Source organism: Amycolatopsis sp. 3B14 (assembly GCF_050958625.1).
In the GTDB taxonomy this organism is placed as follows: Bacteria; Actinomycetota; Actinomycetes; order Mycobacteriales; family Pseudonocardiaceae; genus Amycolatopsis_E; species Amycolatopsis_E thermoflava.
In genome coordinates this window covers 67,688-85,353 of record NZ_JBHZEN010000021.1, presented here as the reverse complement: position 1 = coordinate 85,353, position 17,666 = coordinate 67,688, and the positions used below count along the sequence as shown (strand labels likewise).

The 17,666-nt window shown below is 73.2% G+C and carries 18 protein-coding genes; 14 read left to right on the top strand and 4 right to left on the bottom strand.

All coding sequences use genetic code 11. The features are described from left to right. Positions 1–40 precede the first annotated feature (40 nt). The gene (locus ACCP09_RS11665) at positions 41–421 is read right to left on the bottom strand and encodes an STAS domain-containing protein (protein ID WP_027928563.1); all 381 of its coding nucleotides are present in this window, start codon (positions 419–421) and stop codon (positions 41–43) included. A gap of 200 nt (positions 422–621) precedes the next feature. On the opposite strand from ACCP09_RS11665, the gene ACCP09_RS11660 reads away from it, so the two are divergent. Genes ACCP09_RS11660 through ACCP09_RS11635 form a run of 6 tightly spaced genes read left to right on the top strand, consistent with a single transcriptional unit; the run spans position 622 to position 6,684 of the window. Next, positions 622–1,629 (top strand): Lrp/AsnC family transcriptional regulator, encoded by a 1,008-nt coding sequence (locus ACCP09_RS11660; RefSeq protein WP_378336716.1) that lies wholly within the window; start codon positions 622–624, stop codon positions 1,627–1,629. Beyond that, positions 1,626–2,522, top strand: a complete 897-nt coding sequence (locus tag ACCP09_RS11655; RefSeq protein ID WP_123685826.1) for a polysaccharide deacetylase family protein — start codon at positions 1,626–1,628, stop codon at positions 2,520–2,522. The genes ACCP09_RS11660 and ACCP09_RS11655 overlap by 4 nt, the downstream gene beginning before the upstream one ends. Further along, positions 2,519–3,805, top strand: a complete 1,287-nt coding sequence (locus ACCP09_RS11650; RefSeq protein ID WP_400984989.1) for an MFS transporter — start codon at positions 2,519–2,521, stop codon at positions 3,803–3,805. Before ACCP09_RS11655 ends, ACCP09_RS11650 begins: the two co-directional genes overlap by 4 nt. After that, entirely contained in the window at positions 3,805–4,563 is a 759-nt protein-coding gene (locus tag ACCP09_RS11645) for an SDR family NAD(P)-dependent oxidoreductase (protein WP_433745714.1), read from the top strand. Before ACCP09_RS11650 ends, ACCP09_RS11645 begins: the two co-directional genes overlap by 1 nt. After that, the gene (locus tag ACCP09_RS11640) at positions 4,556–5,542 is read left to right on the top strand and encodes a ketopantoate reductase family protein (RefSeq protein WP_037322064.1); all 987 of its coding nucleotides are present in this window, start codon (positions 4,556–4,558) and stop codon (positions 5,540–5,542) included. Before ACCP09_RS11645 ends, ACCP09_RS11640 begins: the two co-directional genes overlap by 8 nt. Further along, on the top strand, positions 5,539–6,684 hold the full coding sequence (locus ACCP09_RS11635; RefSeq protein ID WP_433745710.1) for a M20/M25/M40 family metallo-hydrolase: 1,146 nt from the start codon (positions 5,539–5,541) through the stop codon (positions 6,682–6,684). Before ACCP09_RS11640 ends, ACCP09_RS11635 begins: the two co-directional genes overlap by 4 nt. 331 nt (positions 6,685–7,015) lie before the next feature. Here ACCP09_RS11635 and ACCP09_RS11630 read toward each other — a convergent pair whose 3' ends face one another. Continuing rightward, positions 7,016–7,591, bottom strand: coding sequence for a winged helix-turn-helix transcriptional regulator (locus ACCP09_RS11630; protein WP_378362412.1), 576 nt, complete (start codon positions 7,589–7,591; stop codon positions 7,016–7,018). 37 nt (positions 7,592–7,628) lie between these two features. Between ACCP09_RS11630 and ACCP09_RS11625 the strand changes: the two genes are divergently transcribed. Beyond that, positions 7,629–8,216 (top strand): DUF4291 domain-containing protein, encoded by a 588-nt coding sequence (locus ACCP09_RS11625; protein ID WP_433745707.1) that lies wholly within the window; start codon positions 7,629–7,631, stop codon positions 8,214–8,216. A gap of 359 nt (positions 8,217–8,575) precedes the next feature. Here the strand turns inward: ACCP09_RS11625 and ACCP09_RS11620 are convergent, their stop codons facing one another. Continuing rightward, positions 8,576–10,078: an FAD-dependent monooxygenase gene (locus ACCP09_RS11620; protein ID WP_433745704.1), complete on the bottom strand. Its 1,503-nt coding sequence runs from the start codon at positions 10,076–10,078 to the stop codon at positions 8,576–8,578. A 72-nt stretch (positions 10,079–10,150) separates the two neighbouring features. Here ACCP09_RS11620 and ACCP09_RS11615 point away from each other — a divergent pair, with 72 nt between their 5' ends. Then, entirely contained in the window at positions 10,151–10,861 is a 711-nt protein-coding gene (locus ACCP09_RS11615) for a TetR/AcrR family transcriptional regulator (protein WP_433745701.1), read from the top strand. 12 nt (positions 10,862–10,873) lie between these two features. Here the strand turns inward: ACCP09_RS11615 and ACCP09_RS11610 are convergent, their stop codons facing one another. Then, positions 10,874–11,251, bottom strand: coding sequence for an STAS domain-containing protein (locus tag ACCP09_RS11610; protein WP_027935467.1), 378 nt, complete (start codon positions 11,249–11,251; stop codon positions 10,874–10,876). Between the two features lie 148 nt (positions 11,252–11,399). Here ACCP09_RS11610 and ACCP09_RS11605 point away from each other — a divergent pair, with 148 nt between their 5' ends. From ACCP09_RS11605 to ACCP09_RS11580, 6 genes are all read left to right on the top strand, one after another. Continuing rightward, a complete protein-coding gene (locus ACCP09_RS11605; RefSeq protein WP_433745698.1) occupies positions 11,400–12,239 on the top strand; it encodes an MEDS domain-containing protein in 840 nt (279 codons plus the stop codon). After that, positions 12,236–13,171, top strand: coding sequence for an anti-sigma factor RsbA family regulatory protein (locus ACCP09_RS11600; RefSeq protein ID WP_433745695.1), 936 nt, complete (start codon positions 12,236–12,238; stop codon positions 13,169–13,171). Before ACCP09_RS11605 ends, ACCP09_RS11600 begins: the two co-directional genes overlap by 4 nt. A 77-nt stretch (positions 13,172–13,248) precedes the next feature. Next, positions 13,249–14,010 carry a maleylpyruvate isomerase family mycothiol-dependent enzyme gene (locus ACCP09_RS11595; protein ID WP_433745692.1) on the top strand — a complete coding sequence of 254 codons (762 nt, stop codon included), beginning with the start codon at positions 13,249–13,251 and terminating at the stop codon, positions 14,008–14,010. A gap of 77 nt (positions 14,011–14,087) precedes the next feature. Further along, positions 14,088–14,963, top strand: a complete 876-nt coding sequence (locus tag ACCP09_RS11590; protein ID WP_433745689.1) for an AAA family ATPase — start codon at positions 14,088–14,090, stop codon at positions 14,961–14,963. Then, positions 14,960–16,348: a vWA domain-containing protein gene (locus tag ACCP09_RS11585; protein ID WP_378362404.1), complete on the top strand. Its 1,389-nt coding sequence runs from the start codon at positions 14,960–14,962 to the stop codon at positions 16,346–16,348. The genes ACCP09_RS11590 and ACCP09_RS11585 overlap by 4 nt, the downstream gene beginning before the upstream one ends. A gap of 78 nt (positions 16,349–16,426) precedes the next feature. Further along, positions 16,427–17,380: a hypothetical protein gene (locus tag ACCP09_RS11580; RefSeq protein ID WP_231960810.1), complete on the top strand. Its 954-nt coding sequence runs from the start codon at positions 16,427–16,429 to the stop codon at positions 17,378–17,380. Positions 17,381–17,666 lie beyond the last annotated feature (286 nt).

The following is a 17,666-nucleotide window of genomic DNA, read 5'->3' as shown; positions in this document are numbered from 1 at the left end:
ACACACAGTAGTGCTCCGCGTTCGCCCCGTGGAACCGCCCTCACGCGACCGGCGTGGACTGGGCCAGCGCGTCGGTCAGGTTCGAGTACACCGGCAGCACCTGGTCCAGTCCGGCAAGCATCAGCGGCTGCAGCACGGTCCCGCTCGCCGCCACCACTCGCAGGGGCGTGTGGTTGCGGGTGCACCGGTCGTCGGAGTTGATCAGCAGCGTCAGCCCGCACCACCCGAAGAACTCGACGTCCCGCAGGTCGAGCACGACGGGTGCGGGCGGGGTCGCGACGGTCACCGCGGTGCTGAGCTCCTCCTGGAGGTGCCCGAGCGAGCTGAAGTCCACTTCGCCGGCGACGTGCACCACGACAGCGGAACCACGGACCTCCCGTCGGGTGGTGAGCAGACCGTCGGCGGAGGTGCTTCGTGACATGCCGCTGCCCTCCCCTGCAGACGAGGCCCGGTGCGGTTGTCCTATCACGGGAGGTGCGGGGTGTCCACCGATTCAACAGCCCCGACCTGGCACTTCGTCCCCGTTGGCCTCGTCGCAGCGCTGTCGACAGCCGCGTTGCGCGCAGATTTCCGCCATATTTTCTCTTGACATGACGGTTTCCTGCATCGACGATCGCCGGTATGCAGAATGACGTCAAGGTTGGCGAGCTGGACCGCCGGATCGTCGCCGCGTTGCAGCTCAACGGCCGGGCGTCGTGGGGCGCCGTGGCCAAGTACGCGGGCACCAGCGAGTCGACCGTCCTGCGCCGCGCCGCGCAGCTCACCGAGAGCGGGCAGCTGCGCGTCATCGGCGTGGTGGACGTGCTGCGCTGCGGGCTCGGCGTGCCGGTCCTGGTCCGGTTCCGCTGCCGTCCCGGCACCGCGGGCGCGGTCGCCGAGGCGGTCGCGGCGCGCCCCGAGACCCGCTACGCCAGCGTCCTCACCGGCAGCGCCGACTGCACCGCCGAGCTGGTGCTGCCCACGCACTCCGACGTGGCACGGCTGCAGCTGGACGGCCTGCCCGGCGGCGGCGACGTCCTGGAGACCGAGACGCTCGCCGTGATGCGGACCTTCACGTCCAACCACGACTGGGACTCCGGCGTCCTCGGCCCGGACGCCGTCGCGGGCCTGCGTGGCGAGGACGTGCGGCCGTTCGAGGAACAGCTGTGGGAGCGGCCGCCGGAGAAGCTCGACGAGCTGGACCTGGCGATCATCGCGGCGCTCGGCGAGGACGGCCGGATGTCGTTCAAGGAGCTGTCCCGCCAGGTCGGCAGCAGCGAATCGACCGCGGCGCGGCGGGTGGACTCGCTGGTCAAACGAGGCTGCCTGCGCTTCCGCACCCTCGCCGAGCCGGGCATCCTCGGCTTCACCGTCGAGTTCATGCTGTGGCTGTCGGTGCTGCCCGGCCACCTCGACGCCGCCGGGCAGCAGCTGGCCGCCCACCCCGGCACGCGGTATCTGTCCGCCACGACCGGCCGGTTCAACCTGGTCGGCCAGGTCGTGCTGCGGCACTACGGCGAGCTGTACCGGCACACCACCGACGTCGTGGGCGCGTTGCCCGGGCTGCAGGCCGCCGACGTCACGCTCCAGGTGTCGACCCTCAAGCGCGCCTGGACCCCCACTCCCCGGACCATCCTGGAGGACGCGTGAACGACCAGCTCCACCCCTGGCAGTGGGACGAGCCCACCTGGCGCGGGCACGTCGGACGGGTGCGGGCCGGACGGCCCCTGCGGCCGTCGTCGTGGCCCGGCGGCGCGCGTGTGGCGGTCGCGCTGTCGTTCGACTCCGACCACGAGACGCCCGCCCTGCGCGACGGCGAGGTGCTGCCCGGCAAGCTCGCGCAGGGCGAGTACGGCGCGCGCGTCGGCGTGCCGCGGATCCTGCGGTTGCTGGAGCGGTTCTCCGCGCCCGCGACGTTCTTCATGCCCGCGGTGTCGGCCCTGCTGCACGACGGCGAGGTGAAGTCCTATGTGGACGGCGGGCACGAGGTCGCCCTGCACGGCTGGATCCACGAGCGCAACACGTCGCTGCCGCCGGAGGCCGAGCGTGACCTCGCCTTCCGCGCCGCGGACACGCTGGAGCGGCTGGCCGGCACCCGTCCGGTCGGTATCCGCACGCCGTCCTGGGACTTCTCGGCGGCCACGCTCGCCATCACCCGTGAGCTGGGGCTGGCCTACGACTCGTCGCTGATGGCCGACGACGACTGCTACGAGCTGCTGGCCGACGGCGAACCGACCGGGGTCGTCGAGCTGCCGGTGGAGTGGATCCGCGACGACGCGCCGTACTTCATGATGGAGCGCTTCGCGTCGCTGCGCCCGTACACGCCGCCGCGCGGGGTGCTGCCCATCTGGCGCGACGAGTTCGACGCCGCACACGCCGAGGGCGGGCTGTTCCAGCTGACCCTGCACCCGCACATCATCGGCCACCGCTCGCGGATGGCCGTGCTGACCGAGCTGCTGGAGCACATCAGCGGCCACGACGTCTGGTTCGCCACCCACGCCCAGGTCGTCGCCCACGTCCTCGCCGAGCAGGAGGCACCGTGACCACCCACGCCGCGACCGCCCAGGAGCACCGGCTCTCGCCGGCCCAGCGCAAGGCGATCGTCGCCGGCGCGGTCGGCAACACCGTCGAATGGGTCGACTGGGCCGTGTACGCGACCTTCGCCCCGGTGTTCGCCAAGCAGTTCTTCACGCCGGGCAACGAAACCACCGCGCTGCTGTCCACTTTGGCCGTGTTCGCGGTCGGGTTCGTGATGCGGCCCATCGGCGGCGCGGTGCTCGGCGCCTACGCCGACCGGCACGGCCGCAAGAAGGGCCTGACGCTCACCATCTCGCTGATGGCAGGCGCGTCGCTGGTGATCGCGGTGTGCCCGACCTACTCGAAGATCGGGGTGCTCGCGCCGATCGTGCTGCTGCTGGCCCGGCTGGTGCAGGGCTTCTCCGCCGGTGGCGAGTTCGGGTCGTCCTCGGCGTTCCTCATCGAGTCCGCGGCCCGCGGGCGGCGCGCGTTCGCCGGGTCCTGGCAGCAGGTTTCGGTCGGCGCGGGAGCGCTGATCGCGTCCCTGATGGGAACCGTGCTGAACTCGACGCTGTCCGAAGCGCAGCTGCAGAGCTGGGGCTGGCGGGTGGCGTTCGGCGTCGCCGGGCTGCTCGGCCTGGTAGGGCTGTGGCTGCGCCGCTCGGTGCACGAGACGGAGGCGTTCACCCGCATCAAGGACCGGCCGCGTGGCAACCCGCTGGTGGCGATGTTCCGCGACCACCCGAAGGCCGCGCTGCGGGTCGCCGGCGTGACCATCGCCGGCACGCTCATCTACTACGTGTGGGTCACCTACATGCCGACCTACGCGCACCTGGCGACCGGCATCCCGTTGCGGCAGGCGCTGCTGGCCAACACGCTCGCGATCGTGGTGTTCCTGATCCTGCTGCCTTTCGGCGGGCTGCTGTCCGACCGGATCGGCCGCAAGCCGACGATGGCCGCGTTCGCCGCCGGGTTTCTGCTCTTCTCCTGGCCGGCGTTCCACTTCCTGGCGGCGGACTTCTGGACGCTGCTGCTCATCGAGATCGTCGGCATGGTGCTGATCGTCGGGTACTCGGCCAACTGCGCGGTGATCATGGCCGAGCAGTTCCCGCCCGAGGTGCGCACGACCGGCATCGGGTTGCCGTACGCGCTGGCGGTCGCCGTGTTCGGCGGCACCGCGCCGTACGTGACGACCTGGATGAACGCCGAGGGGTTCGGGCACCTGGTGTGGCTGTACGTGGCGATCGCCGCGGTGATCGGCCTGGCCGTCTACACGACGATGCCGGAGACGAAGGGTAAGGAGCTGTAGTGCGGCACGTGCTCGTCACCGGCGCCGCGAGCGGGATCGGCGCCGCGATCGCCGCCCGGTTCGGGGGTGACCGGCTGACTCTGGCCGATGTGGACGGTGACCGGCTGGCCGCGGTGGCTGCCGGGCTGGGCGCCGAGCGCCGGGTCGGCGACCTGGCCGAGGCCCGGTTCGCGGAGTCGCTTGTGGACTCCGACGTCGATGTGCTGGTCAACGCCGCCGGGATCTATCCGGCGACGCCGCTGCTGGAGATGACGGCCGCGGCGTGGGACCGGGTGCAGGACGTCAACGTGCGCGCCGCGATGCTCACGACCGTCGCGTTCGGACGGAGGTGTGCCGTGGCCGGACGCTCCGGCGTGGTGGTGAACATCTCGTCGGGCGCGGCCACGCGAGCCCGTCCAGGCGCGGCCCACTACGCGACGTCCAAGGCGGCGCTGGAGATGCTGACCAAGGCGTGCGCGGTCGAGCTGGGCCCGCATGGCATCCGGGTCAACGCGGTCAGCCCGGGGTTCGTGACCGTGGACAGCTCGGCGAACCCGGTCACCGAGGAGTACGCGGCCGCCGTGTCGGTCAACCCGCTCGGGCGGCGCGGCCGGCCGGCCGACATCGCCGAGGCGGTGCACTGGCTGGCCGGTGAGCAGGCGGCGTGGATCACCGGGGCGGTGCTGCGCGTGGACGGCGGGTCGACCGCTGGCGCGCCCGGGTTGCCGTTGCACTGGGACGGCGCGACCGCCGTCCAGGAGGGGAGTTCGCATGTCTGAGCCGTACACGGTCGTTGGCGGCGGGGCGATCGGCGGCACGCTGGCGTTCCACCTGGCGCGGGCCGGGCACCCGGTGCGGATCGTCGACACCGACGCCGCGCACGTCGCCGCGATCCGGCGCCGCGGGCTGGTGCTGCGGGGTCCCGGCGGTGACGCGAGCGTGCCGGTGGAGGCGTGTTCACCCGAGGAGGCACCGGCGGTTGTGGGCCGGGTGCTGCTGGCGGTGAAGGCGCAGGCGACCGAGCAGGTCCTGCCGTGGCTCGCGCCGCGGCTGGCGCCGGACGGGTTCGTGGTGTCGTTGCAGAACGGGTTGAACGAGCAGGCGATCGCGGCGGCGGTGGGCGCCGAGCGGACGGTGGGGGCGTTCGTGAACCTGTTCGCCGATGTGGTCGAGCCCGGCGTGGTCCAGGACGGCGGCGCGGGCGCGCTGGTGGTGGGTGAGCCGGACGGGCGGATCACGCCGCGGGTCGAGCGGATCGTGGCCGACCTGCAGGCCTGGGGCCCGGCGAAGGCGACCGCGAACGTCGAGGGGTTCCTGTGGTCGAAGCTGGGTTTCGGGGCGATGCTGACCACGACGGCGCTGGCCGACGCGCCGATGGCGGACCTGATCGACCGGCACCGCCCGCTGATGCACGCGATCACGGCGGAGGTGCTGGCCGCCGCTGGTGACCGGGTGCTGGAGCCGTTCGACCAGTTCGACCCGGGCGCGTACCTGCCGTCCGCGTCGTCCGCGGAACGGGAAGCGGCGACCGACCGGCTGGTGGCGTGGCTGCGGACCCAGCCGAAGGACCGCAGCGGCATCTGGCGGGACATCGCGGTGCGGCGGCGGCCGGTCGAGGTGCACCACCACTACCGGCCGGTGCTGGCGCTCGGTGGGGTGCCGCTGCTGGCGGCGGTGCTCGCCCTCTTGCGGGACGTCGAGAGCGGACGCAGGCTGATGTCGGAAGATCACCTGAGCGAACTGGAGCGGATGCTGTGACCGATGTCCGGGCGTTGCACGAGTGGGTGCGGGCGCACCGCGAGGAGATGGTCGACGACCTGGGCCGGTACACCGGGCTGGAGACGCCGAGCACCGACCGGCTGTTGCTGGAGGCCGGGCTGTCCTGGCTGGACGGCTGGCTGCGCGCGCGGCTCGGCGAGCCGGCGTCGGTGGGCGTGACCGAGGGCGGCGAGTTCGGCGACGTCCGGGTGTACGACTACGCGGGGTCGGATGCCACGCCGGTTCTGTTGCTGTGCCACTACGACACAGTGTGGCCACAAGGGACACTCGCCGGATGGCCGTTCACAGTGGACGGTGACATCGCGACCGGGCCGGGTGTGTTCGACATGAAGGCCGGGCTGGTGCAGGCGGTGTGGGCGGTGCGGGCGCTGGAGGCGGCGGGGCTGCCGCGGCCGCCGGTGCGGCTGGTACTCAACGGCGACGAGGAGATCGGCAGCCCGGTGTCGCGGCCGGTGATCGAGAAGTCGGCGGCCGGCGTGCAGGCGGCGCTGGTGTTCGAGGCCGCGGCCGACGGGGCGGTGAAGACCGCGCGCAAGGGGGTCGGCATATATCGGGTGTCCGCGACCGGGGTGGAGGCGCACGCGGGGCTCGACCCGGGCAAGGGCGCGAGCGCGGTGGACGAGATCGCGCGGGTGGTGCTGGCGCTGCACGGGCTGACGGATCTGGCGGCCGGGACGACGGTGAACGTCGGCGTGGTCGGCGGCGGTTCGCGGGGGAACGTGATCGCGGGCTCCGCCTGGGGCGAGGTGGACGTGCGCGTGTCGAGCGCGGCCGAGGCGGCGCGGATCGAGGAGGCGCTGGCCGGGCTGACGGCGGCCGACCCCCGCGCGACGGTGACCGTGGAGGGCGGCTGGAACCGCCCGGTGATGGAACGGTCGGCCGGGATCGCGGCGTTGTTCTCGCGGGCGCGGGACCTGGCCGCGGAAATGGGGGTGACGCTGCGGGAATGCGCGGTGGGCGGCGCCAGCGACGGCAACTTCGTGGCCGCACTGGGCGTCCCGGTGCTCGACGGTTTCGGCGCCACCGGCGACGGCGCCCACGCACGCCACGAACACGTCTCGGTGAGCGGCATGGTGGAACGGAGCGCCCTCGCCGCCGCGGTGCTCACGTCGCTGGCCTGAGCCCTGTTCGCGCCTTGCCGCTGGCGGCGGGCGGCCGGCCGCTGGCGGCGGGCCGGTGCCGACGGGCCGCTGGCCGCGGGCGGCGGCGGCTGGCGGCGGCGGCTGGCGGGGGGCGGCGGGCGGCGGGCGGCGGGCGGCGGGCGACCAGACACTGCCGACCGGCCACTGGCCGCTGGCCGTGGCTGGCCGCTGGCCGGGAGGCGACTTTTTCCCCTGCTGAGGGGATGCCGTTCCTGGGTCGGCAGCCCCTCCTGAGCGCCGAGTCCGGTCGCCGCGCATCTCGGCCGTCACCGCACCGGGCGATGGCCGCGGCGGCACCGTGCCGGGCGGATCAGGCGTCGCCGCCTTCGAGGAACGCCCTTCCCCGCGGCGAGAGGCGGTACCCCACCTCCAGGCTTTCCGTCAGGCCGAGCTCCTTCAGCCGCCGTACGCGGCGTTTGAACACGTCGCGCGCCAGGCCGACCCGCTCGGCCAGCTCCACGGCCCGCACGGCCTCGTTGTCCGCGATCAGCCTCAGGAACGCGCCGGTCCACGGGACCTCCGCCACCCGGTCCATCCGCCACAACGCGGCGCCGATCGCGGCGCGGTCGTCGTCCGTCAGGTCGGCGGTTTCGCGCAGTGCGATCCGCGGGTCCGGGCCCGCCACGCGCAGTCCGATCCGGTACAGCCGCCCCGAGCCGCGGTCGGGCATCTGCGCTGCCGACTCGTAGCCCGCCGCCCTGGCGTCCTCGTCGGTCACCGTCGCGACCTCCGCCACCGAGGTCACCTCGACCACCCCGGCCGCGGTGCGCATCCGCGAACCGGGGCGCACGCGGGGCGCGTCCCACCTGCGGAAGGCCACCGTGACGCGACCCGCCGCCAGTCCCTCGATCGCCGCGCGGTCGAAGAGCATGCCCCAGTCTCGCACGCAAAACCGCTTGCGCCCATGCCCGAAGATCACCCACATGAGCAACGAGATCCGCGCCCGGTACGACGACGACACGATCGTCGTGTACCAGGCCTACTCCCCCGAGATCGCCGAGCCCGCCCTGCGCGCCGGCACGTTCGTGGCGCCGTTCAAGCGCGGCCGCATGACCTGGATCAAACCGTCCTTCCTCTGGATGGCCTACCGCAGCGGCTGGGCCCGCAAGCCCGGACAGGAACGGGTCCTCGCGGTGACCATCACCCGCGCCGGCTTCGAATGGGCGCTGGTGCACTCGTGCCTGTCGGCGTTCGACCCGAGCCACCACGCCAGCGACGAAGCCTGGCGACGGCAACTCGCCACCAGCCCGGTGCGCATCCAGTGGGACCCGGACAAGAACCTGCACCTGCGGCCGCTCCCGCGGCGCGCCATCCAGATCGGCCTGGCGGGCGAGGCGTCCGACCGCTACGTCGGCGAGTGGATCACCGGCCTGACCGACGAGACGGAACGCGCCCACGAGATCGAAGCACTGGTGCGCGACCGCCGCCTCGACGAGGCCCGCGCGCTCCTCCCGGCCGAGCGCCCCTACCCGGTCAGCGCGGAACTCGCCGCCCGCATCGGTGCGGGCTGACGGTCCGGCACCCGCGCCACACGGCACCCGCGCTCCTCCCGGCCGAGCCCACCCGATGGGCGGAACCCGCCGCCCCCACGGCACCGGCTAACGGTCCAGCACCCGCACCACCACCACACCCGCGCTCATCCCGACCGAGTAGCCCCACCCCAGGGGCGGAAAACGCCGCCCCCAACGGCCTGACAGTTCAGCCCCGCACCACCCGACATCCGCGCTCCTCCCGGCCGAGCAGCCCCACCCGGTCGGCACGAAACCCGCCGCCCCCTCGGCGCCGGCTGACAGTCCAGCGCCCGCCCCACCACGACGTCCCCGCTCGTCGCGGCAACAGCAATCGCCAGGCGACGAAACCGGCGGGGGGGCTAACGGTCCAGCACGCGCGACATCACCGACTCCAGCACCGCGTCCGCGCCCGCCACGGCGACCGGCGATCGCCAGGCGACGAAGCCGTCCGGGCGCACCAGCAGGGCGCCGCCGTGCTCGATGCCGGTCGCCGACAACCAGTCCGCGTCCGGCACGACCGCCGCACCCATCGGGACGTCCAGCCGGGCGGCGGCCTTCTCCGCCGCCTCGCGCCAGGACGGATCACCCGCGAACACCGCGAACCTGGAGCGCACCAGGTCCAGAGTGGACACACCGGGCGAAACCCACCGGTGCGGCAACCGCGATCCCGGGGCCCCGTCCAGCGCCACCATCAGATCCTCTGTGGACGGTGGCTGCACGACCGCGTCGATCACCGCCGCCGAGTCGTACCGGTAGCCCATCGTCACCAGCGGCGCGTTCCACGCCCCGACGGCCGCCCGCTCGGCCACCGCGGCCGGGTCCCAGTGCAGCCGCGGGTTCTCCCAGCGCAGCACCGCCTGCCGCGTCACGAGCTCGGCCACCGCGTGCCGCTCGTCGTGGTAGGTGTCCAGCAGGCCCTCGCCGGCCTGGCCGGCCAGCACCAGCGCCAGCTTCCACGCCAGGTTGTGGGCATCCGCCAGCCCCGTGTTGAGCCCGAACGCCCCGAGCGGCGAGACCGACCGCGCGGCATCACCGGCCAGGAACGCCCGCCCGGCCCGGAACTCCTCGGCCATCCGCAGCGTCGCGCGCCACCACTTCGCGGCGATGACCCGCACCGGCACCTCCGCGCCGAGCGCCGTCCGGATGAGTTCCTCCGGGGTCCCCGGCGCGCCGGTGTGCAGGACCCACCGCCGTTCGCCGACGCTGAGCAACATGCCCCGCACGTCCGGGTGGCCGATCTCCACCATCGTCGGCAGCGCACCGAAGACCCCGGTCAGATCCGCCTCGAACAGGATGTTCAGCACCGGCTCCCCCACCTCGCCCGGCCCGGTCGTGCCGATCCCGAGCGCCGGCCGCACGGCGGTCTTCACCCCGTCCGCGCCGATGAGGTACCGCGTCCGCAGGACCCGCCCGTCGGACAGCTCGACCGACACCCCGTCCGCGTCCTGCGAAACCCCGGCGACGGCCACGCCGAACTCCACCGTCGCACCCCGCTCGCGCGCGGCGGGCAGCAGCGCGGCGTCCAGCCGGTCCTGCGGGTAGTGTCCGGCGGGCTTCTCCGGGGAAATTTCCGGCTGCGTGAACGGCGTCCGGCGCGGCGCGTTCGCCCGGTCGATCTCGGCGACCGTGCGCGCGTCCGCCTTCCACATCTCGGTCGACCGCACGGCGACGGCGTCGAGTTCCGCCCCCAGCCCCGCCTCGCGGAAGAACTCCAGCGTGCGCGGGCTGAGGCCGAGCGCCCGCGGGTGCTCCGACAGACCCGCGCGGCGCTCCACCACGTGCGCGTGCACGCCGTGGTGCGCCAGGAACACCGCGGCGGCCAGGCCGACCGACCCACCACCGGCGATCACCACATCCGACATGAGCTTCCTCCTCCCAGTGGGAACACTGTTCCCGTTCTTGGGAACACTGTACCCGAGAAGTACGCTGTGCCCATGCCGCCCGCGAAGAACCCGCCGACGATGGTCTGGATGCGCGACCGGACCACGAAGACGCGGCCGGTCGTCACCGAGGAGAAGATCGTCCGGACGGCCATCGCGATCGCCGACGCCGAGGGACTGGACGCGCTGTCCATGCGCCGCCTGGCGGCGGAAATGGGCACCGGCACCACGTCCCTCTACCGGCACGTGGCCAGCAAGGACGAGCTGTTCGAGCTGATGGTCGACACGATCATCGGCGAGGAGCCGCTGCCCGAGCCCGGCGACGACTGGCGCGCGGAGCTGGCCCAGCTGGCCCGCCGCCAGCGCGCCGTCATGCTGCTGCACCCCTGGCTCGCCCAGCAGGCGGCCCGCCACCCCACGCTCGGCCCCAACGTGATCGCGCGCGCCGACCACCACCTCGGCATCGTCTCCAGGATGACCAGCGACCCGACGCTCGCGACGATGGTCGTGGACACGATCAACACGCACGTGCTGGGGGCGGTGTCCGCCGAGCTGGCCGAGCTGGAGGTGCAGCGCCGCACGGGTATGACCGAGGACGAGTGGCGGAACTGGGTGGGCGCCTACGTCCGGCAGGTCGTCGAGTCCGGCCGGTACCCGCATTTCAACCGGCGGGTGCTGGAGGCCGACGACGTCGATCCCGCGACCCGCTTCGAGTTCGGCCTGGAATGCCTGCTCACCGGGATCGAAGCGGCCGTGCGTGCGTGAACTCCCGGGCGGTCAGCCCGCGGCCAGCGCCTCGTCGACGGTTCCGTAGAGATCGAGCACCTTGTCCAGCGCGGTGAGCGCGAAGATCCGGGCCAGCGAGCCCGGCGCGACGATCCGCAGCACGACACCCGACGTGAGCGCGGCGGTGATCGCGGCCAGCCCGGACGAGCCGAGGAACGCGACCCCGCTCAGGTCGACCACGACCACGCGCGGCCGTCGCGCCACCAGCCGCCGGAACGCGGCCTCCAGCCTGCCCGCGGTGGCCAGGTCGAGTTCGCCGCCGACCGCGAGCACGGCGACGTCGCGGCCCGGCCAGCGGACCGAGACGTGCAGCGGTGTGGATGTGGTGAGTCCGGCGGATTCCTCCGGAACACGCGGAGCCCGTGACATGACGCGCTCGCCTACCCTTCGGCGACAGCATTCTGCGGCTGTGCTCTGAACCGCGTCCAACCCAGCGTAGTCGACGCGCCTCCGGCCGCACCACCGCCGGGCGCCACGGACACTGTCCGGCCGGCCCCGGAGCGGTACGCTCGATGCGATGAGACGGTCCGGAATCCTGGTGGACGCCCGCGGCCTCGGCTGCCACGACCACCTGTGCTGGGGCTACGACGACCCGGCCGAGTTCCGGTCCCGGGTTCGGGAGTTCCTGGCCGAGGGTCTGGCCCTGGGCCACCGGGTCTGCTACGCCGGGACCGGCCCGGTTCCGCGCCTGATGACGGATCTGGACGGCCTCGTGGACGGCGACGAGGCCCGCCGCCGCGGCGATCTGCGGGTGCTCTCGCTCGACGACCTCGGCGCGCTCGGCGATCCGCACGTGCGCTTGCGGCTCTACGCGAAGGCCACCGAGTCGGCGCTGGCCGACGGCTACCGGGGCCTGCGGGTGGCGGCCAACGTCACCGGCCTTTTGCAGTCACCCACGCGGTTGAATTCGCTGGCGCGGTTCGAGCACCTCGCGGACGGTTACTCCGCGGTGCACCCGTTTTCCGCGCTGTGCGGCTACGACCGCCGGAAGCTGGACCGGCCCACCCTGGCGCTGCTGTGCGCGCTCCACCCGAGCGCCAACGAAAACGGCGCGGGTTTCCGGTTGCACGCCTCGGCCCGCGGCGGCTGCTGCGCGAGCCTCGGCGGCGAACTCGACCTCGCTTCGGCCGAGTTGTTCCCCCGCGCACTCGGTCACGTCGACCCCCGGCCCGTGGGCGGACGGCTCGTGCTCGACGTGACCACCCTGGACTTCATCGACCACCGCAACCTGATGACCCTGGCCGAGCACGCCAGGCGGCACGCGGCCGAGGTGGTTCTGCGCGCTCCCCGCCCGGGGCCGGCGAGCGTCGTGGAGGTCCTGAAACTCGAGGACATCCGCGTGGAGGCGCCGCGATGAGCACCGGATTCGTGCACGAGGCCCTGTTCTACGGCTCACCGGAGGAGTACCTGGACGGGCTGGTGCCGTTCCTGGCCGAGGGCCTGGCGGCGGGCGACCCGGTGGCGGCCGCCGTGCCGGAGCCCAACCTGTCCCTGCTGCGCGAGGCGCTCGGCGACGACGCGAGCCGCGTGCACCTGCTGGACATGAGTGTCGCGGGCCGCAACCCGGGCCGGATCATCCCCCAGGTGCTGCGCGGCTTCGCCGACCGGCACCGCGACGCCGCGCGTGTGCGCATCATCGGCGAGCCCATCTGGGACGGGCGGTCCGTCGTCGAGTACCCGGCGTGCGCCCAGCACGAGGCCCTCATCAACCCGGCCTTCGCGGGCCGCGATGTGACGATCGTGTGCCCGTACGACACCAAGGCGCTCGACCCGGACGCGATCGCGGACGCGCACATGACGCATCCACTGGTCACCGAGCGTGGTGTGCGGCGCGGCAGCGACACCTACGCGTGGGACGACCTGGTCGCCCGGTACAACGACGAGCTGAAACCGGCCGCGGGTGCGGTGACCTTCCGCGTCCAGGTGCCGGATCACCTGTCCGTCGCGCGCCGGTCCGTCGCCGCGTACGCGCTGGAGTTCGGGCTGAGCGAGGCACGCACCGAGGACCTCAAGCTGATCGTCACCGAGCTGGCGACGAACAGCCTGCTGCACGCAGGCACCCCGTGCGAGCTGAGCCTGTGGCGCGAAGGCGCGGAACTGGTCTGCTCCGCCACCGACGGCGGGCGGCTGACCGACCCGCTCGCCGGACGCCGCCCGCCCGCTCGCGGTCAGCTGTCCGGGCGCGGCCTGCTGCTCGTCAACGACCTGGCCGACCTGGTCCGCACCCACCGCGCGCCGCACGGCACGACGATCCAGGTGCGCATGCGGCTGGACGGAAAGCCCTTGTGACAGGACGGGCCGCGATGTCCACTTCGGAACCGATCCGGCCCCCACGACGATCACCCACCCGGTATGTTCAGCGGGTCATGACGAAACCCGACCAGCCGTTCCTCCTCGACACCCTGCGCGCCGAGATCCACGGCATCGGGGTCCTCGCCGCACCGGCCGATCCGGACCTCCCGGTGCCCGCGTGTCCGGGGTGGACGGCGGGCGCGCTGGTCCGCCACCTCGGCGGGGTCGCGCACCGCGTGACCGCCTGGGTGGACAGCCAGACCCTGCCGCTGGAGTGGGAACGGGAACCGCCCGCGGGGCAGGACGTGCTGGGCTGGTTCCGCGCCGCGTCCGACGGGCTGTTCCGCAGTCTCGCCAGCCGCCCGCCGAGTTTCCCCTGCCAGACCTGGGTTCCCGCCGACCGCACCTACGGGTTCTGGCGCCGCCGGATGGCCCACGAGTTCACCGTGCACCGGGTCGACCTGGAGCAGGCGCTCGGTCTGCCGCCGGTGGTCGATCCGGCGCTCGCCGCCGACGGGGTGGACGAGGTGCTGACGGTGTGGCTGGCGGAGGGCAACCGGCCTGCGCCCGAGGAGACGGTCTCGGTGGACGCCTCGGGCGAGGTGTTCGAGGTGCGGTGCGCCGGTCGCGTGTGGACGGTGCGGATGCCGTCGGGCACCGGAAATCCCGTGGTGCGACCGGAATCCGCGGACAGCGCCGACGGGCGGGTGTCCGGCGCGCCGGAGGACGTGTACCTGTGGCTGTGGGGGCGCGGGCCTGCCGACCCGCTGGCGGTGACCGGGGACGTCTCCGGACTGCGCGCGGCGCTGGCGGCCGTCACCCGCTACGCGGCGTGAGATTGGGCACGACGGCCGCGCGGCCGGGTCCCGAGGGCCCAGAATAGGTGGGTTGCGCACCAACCCAGGGAGGGCCGATGCAGGAGCCGTTGTTCGGCTCGGTCGACGAGGTCGTCGAGCGCCTGGCCGGCGCGGGCTACCTGGCGTCCACCGCCGTCGCCACCACCGTCTTCCTCGCCGACCGCCTCGGCAAGCCGCTGCTGGTCGAGGGCCCGGCCGGGGTCGGCAAGACCGAGCTGGCGCGGGCGCTGGCGCAGGCCACCGGCAGCGAGCTGGTGCGGTTGCAGTGCTACGAGGGCATCGACGAGGCCCGCGCGCTGTACGAGTGGAACCACGCCAAGCAGCTGCTGCGCATCACCGCCGGTCGCGACGAGGGCTGGGAGCAGGCGCGCGACGAGGTGTTCAGCGAGGAGTTCCTCCTCCCCCGCCCGCTGCTCAAGGCGATCCGCAACCCGGACCCCACGGTCCTGCTGATCGACGAGACCGACAAGGCCGACGTCGAGATGGAGGGCCTGCTGCTGGAGGTCCTCGGCGACTTCCAGGTGACCGTGCCCGAGCTGGGCACGATCACCGCGCAGCGCCGCCCGTTCGTGCTGCTCACCTCGAACGCGACGCGTGAGCTGTCGGAGGCGCTCAAGCGGCGCTGCCTGTTCCTGCACCTGAACTTCCCCACGCCGGAGCTGGAGCGCGACATCGTCACCCTCAAGGTGCCCGGGCTGGACGCGCGCCTGGCGGACTCGGTGGTGCGGGTGGTCGCCGCGCTGCGGACGATGGAACTGCGCAAGGCGCCCTCGATCGCCGAGACCGTCGACTGGGCGCGCACGCTGCTCGCGCTGGGCGCCGACACGCTCGACGAGCAGGTGGTCGAGACGAGCCTCGGCGTGATCCTGAAGTACCAGAGCGACCACCGGAAGGCCGCGGCCGAGCTGCGGCTCGACTCGCTGCTGTCATGACCTCCCCGGCGCTGGCGCAGCGGCTGGTCGAGTTCGTCGGCTCGCTGCGCGAGCACGGCATCCCGGTCGGCCCCGGCGAAACGGTCGACGCGGCCGCCGCGGTGGACGTGCTCGGGCTGGCCGACCGCGAGCAGCTGCGGGCCGCGCTGGCGGCGACCGTGCTGCGCCGCTCGGGACAGCGGGGCACCTTCGACGCGTTGTTCGACCTGTACTTCCCGGTCGCGGTCGGCGCGGCGGAAACGGCCGGGGAGGCGCCCGCGGACGCGGCGGAGCTGCGGGAGGCGCTGGTCGCCGCGCTCGCCGAGGGCGACGGGGAACGCCTGCGGGCGCTGGCTTCGGCCGCGGTCGACCAGTTCGGCCGGTACGGCTCGTTCGGCGACGGCGGGTCCGGCGGCGGCGGGGCGAACGGGATGCGCGGCTGGTCGGCCTACCAGGCGCTGGACCGAGTGCGGCCCGACGCGCTGCTGAACCGGGTGCTCGCCGCGATCCGCACGGACGACAGCGCTTTCGGCGACGCGGTCGCCCGCAGCGAGGCGCGGTCCCGGATCGGCGCCTACCGGGAGGCGGTGCAGGCCGAGGCCCGCCGTCGCACCGCCGAGCTGCGCGGGCGCGAGCGGATCGCGCAGTACGCGGTGCCGCCGCAGACCGACCTGGTCAGCTTCACCAACGCCACCCGCGCCCAGCTCGCCGAGCTGCGCCGCACCATCCAGCCGTTGTCGCGCAAGCTCGCCACCCGGCTGGCGACCCGGCGGCGCCGCGCCCGGCGCGGGCAGATCGACCTGCGCCGCACGCTGCGCCGGTCGCTGGCCACCGGCGGGGTGCCGATGCGGCCTGCGATGCGCGACCGCCGTCCCGGCCGCCCGGAACTGGTGCTGCTGTGCGACATGTCCGGGTCGGTGGCCGGGTTCGCGCAGTTCACGCTGCTGCTGGTGCAGGCGCTGTCGGACCAGTTCAGCAAGATCCGCACGTTCGCGTTCGTCGAGCTGACCGACGAGATCACCGGCCTGGTCACCGCGGGCGCGGCGGACCCGGAGGGGCTCGCGCGGCGCATCCTCACGCAGGCGAAGCTCACCCGCTGGGGCATGAGCAGCGACTACGGCGGTTCGCTGGCGAGCTTCGTGGACGGGTGGCCGGACGCGGTCGGGCCGCGCACGTCGGTGCTGATCCTCGGCGACGGCCGCACCAACGGCGGCGACCCGAACCTGGACGCGGTGCGCCGGATCGCGGAGCGGGCCAAGCACGTCCACTGGCTCAACCCGGAGGCGCGATCAGCTTGGGGCACGGGCGATTCCGCCGCGCTGCGGTACGCCCGCGTGGTGCCGATGCACGAGTGCCGCAACCTGCGTCAACTCACCCAGCTGGTGACCGAGCTGCTGCCCGGCTGACGGTAACGAAGCCGTCTCGCGGGGAGTGATTTTCCGGCTGCTGTGTGTAAGTGGTCGAGACCAGGGCATCCCGTGGTCATGGCGGGGAGCACGGTCGGCAGGCGGGCGTTCCTCACCGCGGCCCTGGCGGGCGCGGCGAGCGTCGCCTGCAGCAGCGGTGGTGAGGGTTTCTTTTCCAGGCAGGCGCTTTCCGGGCGGCCGGCGCCACTGGACGCGCCCGCGGCGGGGTTGCGCGGGTTCCCGGCGCAGGTCGCCGCGCACAGCGTGGTCGAGGACCACCTGCTGGTCGGCTACTGCGGCGCGCCGGGCAGCCCGGCGCTGGGGCGGATGACCGGTGATCTGCAGGAGGCCTCCGCGCAGCTGCGCGAGCTGATCGGCACCTATCCGCGGAACCGGCCGGTGATCCCGGTGGTCGAGCTGATCGCGACGACGGTGAACCCGACGCCGGGCCCGGACGGCATGTACCGCAGCCGGGCGAACGACAGCACCATCCAGCGCTACCTCGACGCCGCGCGGGCGCTCGACGGGCAGCTGCTGCTCAACATCCAGCCGGGGCGCGCGGACTTCCTGCCCGAGGTGAAGGCGTTCGAGCACTGGCTGACCGAGCCGGACGTCGGTGTCGCACTGGACCCGGAGTGGGCGGTGGAACCGGGCGTCGTGCCGGGCGAGGAGTTCGGCGTGACGACCGGCGAGGAGCTCGACGGTGTGGCCGCTTACCTCGCTTCGCTGGTGGCGCGGCACCGGCTGCCGGCGAAGATCATGGTCTACCACCAGGTGGCGGTGACGGTCGTGCGGGACATCGCCGGGCTGAAGCGGCACAACGGGGTCGCGGTGATCAACGTGGTGGACGGCATCGGCAGCGCCGAGGCGAAGAAGGCCACCTGGGACCAGGTGATGAAGCGCAAGCCGCCGCACGTCAAGGCCGGGTTCAAGCTCTTCTACCAGGAGGACACCCGCGACGGGGAACCGCTGATGACGCCCGAGCAGGTGGTCGGGCTGCAGCCGCAACCGGTCTACGTGGTGTACGAATAGGGCCCCCGAGCGCGGGGCAGTTGGGAGTCCGCACTCGGGGGCCACTCGCCTGCCACAACGCTCCGAGGGGGAGTTCGAGCGCGGGCAAGACGGCGGTGCCGGAGGTGTCGCGCCCACCCTCCGCGCGGGCCTTAACAGTGAATCGAGGCGAAAGCAGGGCGTGTTACTGGCAGGTCTTCAACAATTTCAGGGAATCCAGGAGATGTCGTCGGGGTCGCCGCCGATGAGGGTCTGCCGGGTGTCCTGTGAGCTGGGTCGCATGCTCAGCAACGCTAGCGATTGTTGA